Origin of the sequence: Xenorhabdus sp. PB30.3 (assembly GCF_963895965.1) — a bacterium.
GTDB classification, from domain to species: Bacteria; Pseudomonadota; Gammaproteobacteria; order Enterobacterales; family Enterobacteriaceae; genus Xenorhabdus; species Xenorhabdus stockiae.
Genome location: NZ_CAWQMW010000018.1, coordinates 1 through 10,965, shown reverse-complemented (window position 1 = coordinate 10,965; position 10,965 = coordinate 1). Strand labels below are relative to the sequence as shown.

Below are 10,965 nucleotides of genomic sequence, written 5' to 3'. Positions count from 1 at the left end.
ATATAAAGAATATATTTTTTGTGCTGCAGCAAAAATAGTCTGTGATGATGATATTTAAACGATAAAAGGTTTTTTTATGATTCATTTCACACATTAGTGTAAATTTTTTCTAACCTGTTTTAATTAGTGTGCACCCCTTCACGAAAAACATTGTTTTCTTTAGTTATTATAAATACGTGTAATGGGATGAATACAGCACACGAACGTAATACATCAATATAGTACAACATGAGATTGGAGATTTAATTCTCCTGTTTTTTTATTTTTCACTTTCATTTTTTAATCTTATTGCTGGTTCAATATGGCATGTTATAAATATTCTAACGAGGAAATTTCATTAGAAATAATAATCAATAATACTGGTTCTGTCATTTTTTAAACGCGTCTTTTATTTTCACGAAAATAGTGACGGGTTTTTATTGCCCTGAATATATTGCGCACAGTTCGTGATAGCGGGACGTATTACCTAAAAATTAATCTTTGTGGGTGTCTTATTATGAAAAGCATGAAGCCATTGGCTGCATTAATTGGATTATTGGTTATTTCTGGCAGCGCTGGTGCCGTTACGGTTTACAATGACAAGGGAACTAAAGTCGATTTGATTGGGCAGTTTCGTCTGAAGGCAAAAACCACCAGTCAGGATCGTGATATCAATATTCGCGATGATGGCAGCCGCATTGGTATTGGTGGTAGTCATCAATTAACCAGAGATATTCGCGTATTTGGTAAAATGGAATGGGGTTCAGATACTCAAAGATCAAATAGCGATAACTCTAAAACCAGTTTTGAAATGTACAATCGTCTTGGTTATATCGGCGCATCCCATCGTGATTATGGCCAGATTCAATTAGGCCGGACTTATATTCCTATTGATTGGGTAAAAAAATCCAGCTACGGCTATGGCAACACAGGCGTATTTTATTTCAGTGATGTTCTCAGCCGTGCAACAGGCTACAGTAATGACGGGGTGGGTAAAAACAATTTCGTGACCCGCCTACCGCAAACAATTTTTATTCAGACCAACAGTTATGAAGGCTTTAAGCTTGCTGCCACTTACAGTGGTAAATCCGGTTCAGATAAAGATCGCCAGCATGGTGATTTGCGCCACGCCTATTCTGTTGTTGGTTTCTATGAATCAAAGTTTGGCCTGAAATTTGATGCTGGTTACTCCGCGGCAACGGGAGAAGCACACCGAAAAATAGCGGGTGGCGAGCGTAAAGTTTCTGACGTCTCTCCGCAAGACAGTTTACTGGCTTTTGGTATGGAATATTACTTCCCCGGACGTGAATTCTCTGTTGGTGTGGATTACGGACAGGCACGTTCCCGCAACTCAGGCATGATTTATCAGGAAGGCGGAAACAGTAAACTCAGTTCCAATTCCGTCAAAGGAAACTGGAAAGCAAACCTGTATGGCCTGGGTGCGAAATGGCACTGGGATAAAATTGAAAGCGGCATGTATGCAGGTTATTACCTGCGTGACGGTGATTCCAACACATTCAACTATAAAAAACAGACTTACACCGTTGGTTTAGATAAACGTTTTTCAGTTTCTCAGTACAATAGCATACGTCTGTTTGTTGAAGCGGCATACGATGATGCCCGCAGTGACAACCCGGTTTACAGAGATAAAAAACAGACCATTCTGGAAACCGGCGCACGTTTGTTCTTTTAAGTGAATAAATTCTTTTTAAGAAAAATGTTATGGGAGAACTTTTACCGGTTCTCCTCTCTACAAAGGGGTATAACATGTTGAAGCATGGGTTGAAAATTTCAGCACTGGCAATGTTGGTGGCATTTAATGTCAATGCAGCGACCGTTGATATACGGATTATGGAAACATCAGATGTTCATAGCAACCTGATGGATTTCGATTACTTTAAGGATAAACCGACCGAACAGTTTGGTCTGGTTCGTACTGCAAGCCTGATTAAAGCAGCCAAATCTGAAGTGACCAATGCCATTCTGGTTGATAACGGTGACCTGATTCAGGGTAGTCCGATGGCAGATTATATGGCGGCTAAAGGGCTGAAACAGGGTGAAGTTCACCCGGCTCACCAGCTTATGAACACCATGGGTTATACCGTAGGTAACTTCGGTAACCATGAGTTCAACTTTGGTCTGGATTACCTGAAACAGGCGATAGCGGGAGCTGAGTTCCCTTATGTCAACGCCAATATTATGGATGCCAAAACCGGTAAAAACTACTTTACCCCTTATATTATTGTCGATACTCCGGTTAAAGATCGGGAAGGCAAAGAGCACACGATTAAGATCGGTTATATCGGTTTTGTGCCGCCACAGATCAGTATCTGGGATAAAGCGAATCTGGATGGCAAAGTTGTTGTCAACGATATCACCGAAACGGCGAAAAAATTTGTACCTGAAATGAAAAAAGCAGGTGCAGATCTGATTATTGCCATTCCGCACTCCGGCTTCTCGCAGGAACCCTATAAAGCGATGGCGGAAAACTCGGTTTACTACCTGAGCGAAGTTCCCGGCATCAATGCCATTATGTTCGGTCATTCTCACGGCGTTTTCCCAAATAAAGAATATGCCGGAATTAAAGGTGTCGATGTTGCTAACGGCACAGTTAATGGTATTCCTGCTGTAATGCCGGGCCAATGGGGAGATCATCTGGGCGTTGTTGATATGGTTATCAATAACGACGGTGGTGAGTGGAAAGTGGAATCTGCTAAAGCAGAAGCGCGCCCGATCTACGATAAAGCCCATAAGAAAGCACTGGTTGAGCGTGATGACAAGCTGGCGGCGATTATCGATAAAGCTAATCAGGGAACCCGCGATTTTGTCGGTAAGCACATTGGTAAAGCCTCTGCCAATATGTACAGTTACCTCGCCCTGATCCAGAGTGATCCGACGGTTCAGATCGTCAATGATGCGCAGGTTGATTACACCAAACGCTTTATCAAAGGCGATCCTGATCTGGCTGATTTACCGGTTCTGGGGGCTGCTGCACCATTCAAAGCGGGTGGACGTAAAAATGCTCCTGCTGATTTCGTTGAAGTAGAAAAAGGCGATCTGACATTCCGTAATGCCGCAGACTTGTATCTCTACCCGAACACGCTGGTTGTAGTCAAAGCGAGTGGTGCTGATGTTACTGAATGGCTGGAATGCTCAGTGGGTATGTATAACCAGATCGATCCGAACTCGACCAAGCCACAGGAATTACTGAACTGGGATGGTTTCCGTACTTATAATTTCGATACTATTAGTGGCGTCAACTATAAGATAGATCTGACTCAACCCGCGAAATACGATACGGATTGCCAGCTGATCAATAAAGATGCGAACCGTATTAAGGATGTTACCTATCAGGGTAAACCTATTGATCCAAAAGCCGCCTTCCTGATTGCCACCAATAACTACCGTGGTTACGGCGGTAAATTTGCCGGAACCGGAGAAGATCATATCGCATTTGCCTCACCGGATGAAAACCGCTCCGTTCTGGCAGCTTATATTTCCAGAACAACCAAAGAGCAGGGTGTGGTATCGACACAGGCAGAAAATAACTGGTCATTCCTGCCAATCAAAACAGATAAGCAACTGGATATCCGTTTTGAAACTTCACCATCAGAAAAAGCAGCGAAATTTATTAAAGAACATGCCCAATATCCGGTGAAATACCTGAAAAATGACGATGTCGGGTTTGCCATTTATCAAATTGATCTGACCGATAAAAAATAACGCTTAATTGTACTTCCTATAAATTTCAGATTGCAGCCCAAGAGCTGCAATCTGAAGGATGACGATTACATTTTGATAGCTGATTTAAAGAGATAATGAGATGAATTATAAATATAAATTACTTCCGATTGTGATTGGCGCAGCATTGCTGGCAGGGTGTGCAACCAAGCCAGCTAATGAATCATCAAATATCGTGGATGTACGAGTTCTGGGTCTGAATGATTTTCATGGCGCGTTGAAGGCACCTAAAAATCAGTCCGGCGGTATTGAACATATGGCAACGCTGATTAAAGAGCTGAAACAGGATAACCCGAATAATATCGTGGTTGCTGCAGGTGATTTAATTGGTGCCAGTCCGTTGCTCTCCTCAATGTTCCACGATGAACCCAGTATTGAAGCTCTGACCCTTGCTGGTCTGGAAGCCACTTCGGTGGGGAATCACGAATTTGATAAAGGTAAAACTGAGCTGTTGCGTAAACAGAATGGTGGCTGTCATCCGGTAACAGGTTGTCAGGGGCCAGCACCATTTAAAGGCGCTGGGTTTCAGTATCTGTCGGCTAACGTCACAGTTGATGAAACAGGTAAAACCTTATTCCCGGAATATGTCATTAAAGAATTTGAAGGGATTCCGGTGGCCTTTATTGGCCTGACACTGGAAGGCACACCGGCAATTGTAACGCCTCAGGGAACGGCAGGTCTGAGCTTTTCCAATGAAGTTAAAACTATCAATGCACTGGTACCAGAATTGCAGAAAAAGGGTGTAAAAGCCATTGGGATACTGATCCATGAAGGTGCAATGCAAAGACGTGACGCTGGTGGTGTTGATGTTAATGCCTGTAATGGCATAACCGGAAAAATCATCGATATTGTCAATCAGTTGGATAAAGAAGTGGATTTCGTGATCAGCGGCCATACACATCAGGCTTATAACTGCGTGATTAATGGTAAGTCGGTCACTTCTGCTCAGGCTAATGGCGCCTTGCTTACTAAGCTGGATCTGAAACTGGATAAAACCACCAGAGATGTTGTCGATTTCAAAGCGAAAAATATTTGGGTTGATAACTATAAATATGGCAAAGACCCGAAAGTGACGGAACTATTATCTTCTTACGAAAAAATAGCGACGCCTCTGGCAAATCGCGTGATCGGGAAACTGGAAAGTGATCTGAATAAGAAACCGACATCCGGTGGTGAATCTGCGTTGGGTAAAGTGATCGCAGATGCACACCTGTATGCCACTACGGCAAAAGAGAGTGGCGGTGCCGTGATTGCTTTTGTAAATAATGGCGGTATCCGTGCGCCAATGGATGCAGGGGATGTCACATATAACGCGATTTACACCGTGCAGCCGTTCTCTAATGTGATGGTGACTAAGACACTGACCGGTGAACAGATCAAGCGCGCGTTGGAACAACAGTGGGATCGCACGCGCCCAAGTGTGATGGCGGTATCCTATACTCTTGAATATTTGTGGGATAGCTCAAAACCGGCAGGCCAGCGAGTGATCGCCAGCTCTATGAAGATTAATGGCAAGCCAGTTGATATGAAAGCCAAATACCGTGTAGCGGCTAACGAATATCTGGCAACCGGAGGCAGTAATTTCTCTGTATTTAAAGAAGGCACCGATCCGGTATACAGTGTTCCTGATGTGGATGCGGTGGTGAAATATTTTGCCGAGAAATCACCGATTGCTTACCCGAAAAAAGACAGGATCACGGATATAAGTAGCCAATAATGTGATGGTGATTGTAAATACAAAAAATTACTGTAGATAAAATCACCAGCAAACAGGTACTGTAATCTTTCGGCTGTTTTAAATAATAAGTGCAATGCTAATTGTTATGCATTGCACTTATATTTTTAATCTTTTCAAATTAAGTGAATATATTACTTATAATCGTAATATTTATAACGTAATAATAATTAAGGTAGTAATAATAAATGAGATATTGAATAAATAATAAAAACAGTTATGGAGAGCGCTAATATGCAAAAAATGATGGCGAGGCTAATAAAAAATAAAATTGCCAGAGTATTAACCTGTTTTGTAAGTCTTATACTGGGAAGTACCACATATTCTTACGCAGCCGTAGTTCCTGCCGGTACACAATTAGCCGAAAAACAAGAAATCACCCGCAATAATTTTGCCGAACCCGCTTCTTTGGATCCACATAAATCTGATGGGAGTAGTGAATTTGATATTTTAGTGGATCTTTTTGAACGTTTAGTGGATACCGACAAAGAAGAAAAAATTATCCCTGCTTTAGCCGAACGTTGGGAAACTAAAGATAATAAAACGTGGTTTTTTTATTTAAGAAAAGAGGCTAAGTGGTCAGATGGTTCGCCGGTAACTGCCCATGATGTGGTGTTCACTTGGCGGCGGTTGGTGACACCGGATACTGTTTCTCCTTATGGTAGTTATCTGGTTCAGGCTAATGTTATCAATGCACAGGCTGTATTATCCGGTAAGAAAAAACCGGAAGAGCTTGGCATTAAGGCTCTGAATGATACAACCTTAGAAGTCACACTGGAAAAGCCAAAAGCAGGCCTTTTGCAAATGTTGGCACATGCGGTTATGTCTCCACTTAATGAAAAGGTTGTTACAAAATATGGTAACAAATGGACACAACCACAATTCTTTGTCAGTAACGGGCCTTTTACACTTTCTGAGTGGGTTGTGAATGAGAAAATTGTTGGTGTCAGAAACCCTCATTATTGGGATAATAAAAATACCATAATTAACAAAGTCACTTACTTGCCAATATCTGATCATAAGGCGGATCTTAATCGTTATATGGCAGGGGAAATTGATATATCAAATGGTGGACCAGCAGATTTCTTTTCTAAATTACAAAAAGAATTGGGTGATCAATTCCATATTAAACCGATAATGAGTGTTTATTATTATCTTTTCAATACGCAAAAGCCGCCATTTAATGATGTGCGGGTCAGGCAGGCATTGACCTTAGCCCTAGATAGGGATGTAATTGCTGGAAAGGTATTAGGACAAGGACAAAGGCCCGCTTACTATGTTGTGTCTGAGGGTAGTGGAGGAATGGATTTAAAACAACCTGATTATGCTTCTTGGACTCAGGAACAACGCGTTGAAAAAGCCAAAGCGTTATTAAATGAAGCGGGTTTTAATGAAGTTAATCCACTGAAATTTAAACTTTTATATAATACCTCTGATGGTCATAAGAGAATTGCTATTGCTGCCAGTTCGATGTGGAAAAAGAACCTCGGAGTTGATGCTATTTTGGAAAATCAGGAAACGAAATCACAGACTGAATCGTTGTATCAGGGAAACTTTGAAGTTGGCAGGTATGGCTGGCAGGCAGATTATAATAGTCCATTTACCTTTCTGGAAATATTCATGACAGGAAATACAAATAATATAACGAAATACAATAATCCGAAATTTGATGAGTTAGTACTAAAGGCAGATGAATCTAATGATCAAGCGATTTATCAAAAAGCACTTGATATTCTTACTCATGATTCACCAGCCATCCCAGTTTATTATTATGTTCGTGTTAAGCTAGTTAAGCCCTATGTCGGTGGCCTGTTTATCAGCCCATTGGGACATATTATGACAAAAGATCTTTATATTATTAAACATTGATTTTAAATGGAGATAGCCTGCTTATGACAGGCTATTTCTAAATTAAAGATCTAATTAAAATCGTTAACGTAAAGAAAGTAAAAATATAATAATAGGGGTAAACAAACGATGCAGAAAATAATTGCTGGAATGATAAAAAACACAACATCGAAAGTATTAACCTGTTCAGTAGCAATTGTATTAGGCAGTATTAGTTTTTCTGCTCAGGCGGCTGTTGTGCCACCCGGCACAGAGTTGGCAGAAAAACAGGAAATCGTGCGTAATAATGGCTCATTTCCTGCTTCATTAGATGTACATAAAGTAGAAAGTAATACTGAGTTAGATATCATTCATGATTTGTTTGATGGTCTGGTTTACACCGACAAGAAAGGTAATATCGAACCCAGACTGGCAGAGCGTTGGGAAACCAAGGATAACCAGACATGGGTTTTCCATTTAAGAAAAGGTATTAAATGGTCAGATGGTACACCAATTACCGCTCATGATGTCGTATTCAGCTGGCGGCGTTTACTTGAGCCGACAATGGGTTCTCCTTATGGTAGTTATCTTGCAACCGCTCATGTGACAAATGCGAATGATGTATTACTGGGTAAGAAAAAAGGCGAAGAGCTTGGGGTAAAAGCGCTGGATGATTCTACATTGGAAGTGAAATTGGATAAGCCAGTCGCGTATTTTTTACAAATGTTAACTCATCCGGTTATGGTTCCTATTAGTGAAAAAACAGTCAATAAATATGGTGATAGGTGGACGCAGCCAGAAACATTCGTTGGTAGCGGTGCTTTTAAACTGTCTGAGTGGACAGTGAATGAGAAGGTCGTTGGGGTCAGAAATCCTCAATATTGGGATGATAAAAACACAGTCATTAATAAAGTGACTTATGTCACCATCGTATCTGAAAAAGCCGATCTGAACCGTTATCTTGCAGGTGAAATTGATATAACTAAAACAATCGCATTAGATGCCTTTGCATCATTAAAAAAAGAAATTCCCGATCAGATGCATATTACTCCTATGCTATCCACTTATTATTATGCTTTTAATAACAAGAAACCACCATTCAATGATGTCAGGGTCAGGTTGGCATTAAGCTTAGCCATTGACAGAGATGTTATTGCCGATAAGGTTTTGGGGCAGGGGCAATTACCGGCTTATAATGTCCTTCCGCCTAATATTGGTGGGTTAAATATAACTCCGCCTGAATATGCAGGATGGACACAAGAACAGCGGATTAAAAAAGCCAGGGAATTATTAAACGAAGCCGGATTCAATAAAAATAATCCACTAAAAATTGATTTGCTTTATAACACAAGAGAAACTCATAAAAAAATAGCTATAGCAGTCAGTTCAATGTGGAAAAAAAATCTTGATGTGAATGCTGTACTGCAAAATCAGGAATGGAAAGTCATGCTGGATAATATGCATCAGGGTAAATTTGATATAGTCAGGTATGCATGGATAGCAGATTATAATAGCCCGATGTCATTTCTGGATATTTTCGTAACAGGCAATAGTAATAATATCCAACTCTATGAAAATAGTGATTTTGATCAAATGGTCCTTAAATCAGGGGAAACTAACGACATAAAACATTATCAAAATGCAATGGATATCATAACCAATGATACACCTGTTATTCCTATTTATTACTACGTGAGTAATAAGATGGTAAAACCTTATATTGGTGGTTTTCACCCTACTCCCATGGAATATATTTCAACGAAAGATCTTTATGTCATAAAACATTAATAAACAGATAGAGAGTCTTAATAGGCTCTCATCCCATTTGCAGGATTAAAACAATGAAAATAAAAAATATTAAAAATAGAGCCATAAAACAATTATCCTGTCTGTCTGCAATAATATTGGCCGGTGTAGTCACTGTATCCCATGCGGTCATTATTCCACCCGGAACACAATTGGCGGAAAAGCAGGAAGTGGTACGTAATAATGGTAGTGAGCCTGTTTCATTGGATGTACATAAAGTTGAAAGTGATACCGATTTTAATATTATTTATGATTTTTTCGATAATCTGGTGTATACCGACAAACAAGGTAATATTGCTCCCTTATTAGCAACTAGCTGGGAAACTCAGGATAATCAAAATTGGGTCTTTCGTTTAAGACAGGATGCTAAATGGTCTGATGGTTCTTCTATCACTGCCCATGATGTGGTTTTTAGCTGGCAACGTTTACTTGATCCGGCCGTTGGCTCACCTTATGGAAACTATCTTATTGATGCTGCGGTAATGAATGCTAAAGATGTGCTTAAAGGCACAAAGAGTGCCAATGAATTAGGCATAAAAGCACTGGATAATTATACGTTCGAAGTGAAGTTAGATAAACCTATCGGGGATTTTATACAGAGACTGGCTCATCCTGTCATGGTTCCTGTCAGCGAAAAAGTGGTCAGAAAATATGGTGATAAATGGATACAGCCTGAACACTTTGTTAGTAGCGGTGCATTTAGATTATCTGAGTGGATAGTTAATGAAAAAATAGTGGGTATTAGAAACCTCTATTATTGGGATAATAAAAATGTTGTTATTAATAAAGTCACATACCTTGCTTTAGAGTCAGCTAAATCTGATTTGAACCGTTATCTGGCGGGTGAAATTGATATTACTCTGACAATTCCCCAGGATTCGTTTGCATCATTAAAGCAAAAATATCCGGAACAAGTGCATGTTTCTCCCAGACTGGGAGCTTATTATTATGAAATTAATAACGGAAAAGCACCATTTACTGATATTCGGGTCAGGCAGGCATTAAATCTGGCAATAGACAGAGATGTTATCGCTGATAAAGTGTTAGGGCAGGGGCAAAAGCCTATTTATACTTTCCTACCTCCCGGTATTGGCGGTTTTGATTTTAAACAACCGGATTTTGCTGATTGGACGCAGGAACAGCGGGTTGAAAAAGCCAGAGCATTATTAAAGGAAGCCGGATTTAACCAGAACAATCCACTTAAATTTACTCTGTTGTATAACACGCTTGAAGCTCATAAGAAAGTGGCTATTGCCCTCAGCTCAATGTGGAAAAAAAATCTGGGTATTGAGGCAACTCTACAAAATCAGGAATGGAAAGTAGTGCTCGATAATAAATATCAGGGTAAATATGATCTTGTCAGATATGGCTGGATTGCAGACTATGATAGCCCGATGACATATTTCAATATATTCACTACAGACCACACACAAAATTCATCATATTATTCAAATAAACAATTTGATGAAATAGTTATGGAATCAGGGAAAACAAATGATAAAGCGGGTTATCAAAAGGCACTAGATATTATTACTGAGGATACACCAATTATTCCTATATATTCGGCTGTAAATCATAAAATGATTAAACCTTATCTTGGTGGTGTTTATGTTGATCCACGAGGTTATTATCTGACAAAAGATATGTATGTGATTAAACACTAAATATGGATCTAATAAAATGATTGCTCATATCTCTGATCACGGAGATATGAGCTAATACTACATGATAATTGTGATGTGTGTTGTGTTTTTGAAAACTAATGTTGTAATTTTGTTAATTAAATAATCTCCGTATGAAATTATTATTTTTGAATTTAATTATAACCTTGTTTTGAATTTTAACATTAATTTATATGTATGATACCAGATATTATG

The 10,965-nt window shown here is 39.7% G+C and carries 6 protein-coding genes; all 6 read left to right on the top strand.

The genetic code is table 11. From position 1 onward, the window contains the following. The first annotated feature begins 496 nt into the window (after positions 1-496). The 6 genes from AACX38_RS02145 (at position 497) to AACX38_RS02120 (ending at position 10,752) form a co-directional block, all read left to right on the top strand. Entirely contained in the window at positions 497-1,672 is a 1,176-nt protein-coding gene (locus AACX38_RS02145; RefSeq protein ID WP_228865631.1) for a porin, read from the top strand. A 74-nt stretch (positions 1,673-1,746) separates the two neighbouring features. Then, positions 1,747-3,702 carry a bifunctional 2',3'-cyclic-nucleotide 2'-phosphodiesterase/3'-nucleotidase gene (locus AACX38_RS02140; RefSeq protein WP_228865630.1) on the top strand — a complete coding sequence of 652 codons (1,956 nt, stop codon included), beginning with the start codon at positions 1,747-1,749 and terminating at the stop codon, positions 3,700-3,702. Positions 3,703-3,802: 100 nt separating this feature from the next. Further along, positions 3,803-5,437: a bifunctional metallophosphatase/5'-nucleotidase gene (locus AACX38_RS02135; protein ID WP_228865629.1), complete on the top strand. Its 1,635-nt coding sequence runs from the start codon at positions 3,803-3,805 to the stop codon at positions 5,435-5,437. Between the two features lie 252 nt (positions 5,438-5,689). Beyond that, complete coding sequence (locus AACX38_RS02130; protein WP_228865628.1) at positions 5,690-7,324, top strand: ABC transporter substrate-binding protein; 1,635 nt, start codon at positions 5,690-5,692, stop codon at positions 7,322-7,324. 108 nt (positions 7,325-7,432) lie between these two features. Further along, on the top strand, positions 7,433-9,070 hold the full coding sequence (locus AACX38_RS02125) for an ABC transporter substrate-binding protein (RefSeq protein WP_228865627.1): 1,638 nt from the start codon (positions 7,433-7,435) through the stop codon (positions 9,068-9,070). A 53-nt stretch (positions 9,071-9,123) separates the two neighbouring features. After that, the gene (locus AACX38_RS02120; RefSeq protein WP_228865626.1) at positions 9,124-10,752 is read left to right on the top strand and encodes an ABC transporter substrate-binding protein; all 1,629 of its coding nucleotides are present in this window, start codon (positions 9,124-9,126) and stop codon (positions 10,750-10,752) included. Positions 10,753-10,965: the final 213 nt, after the last annotated feature.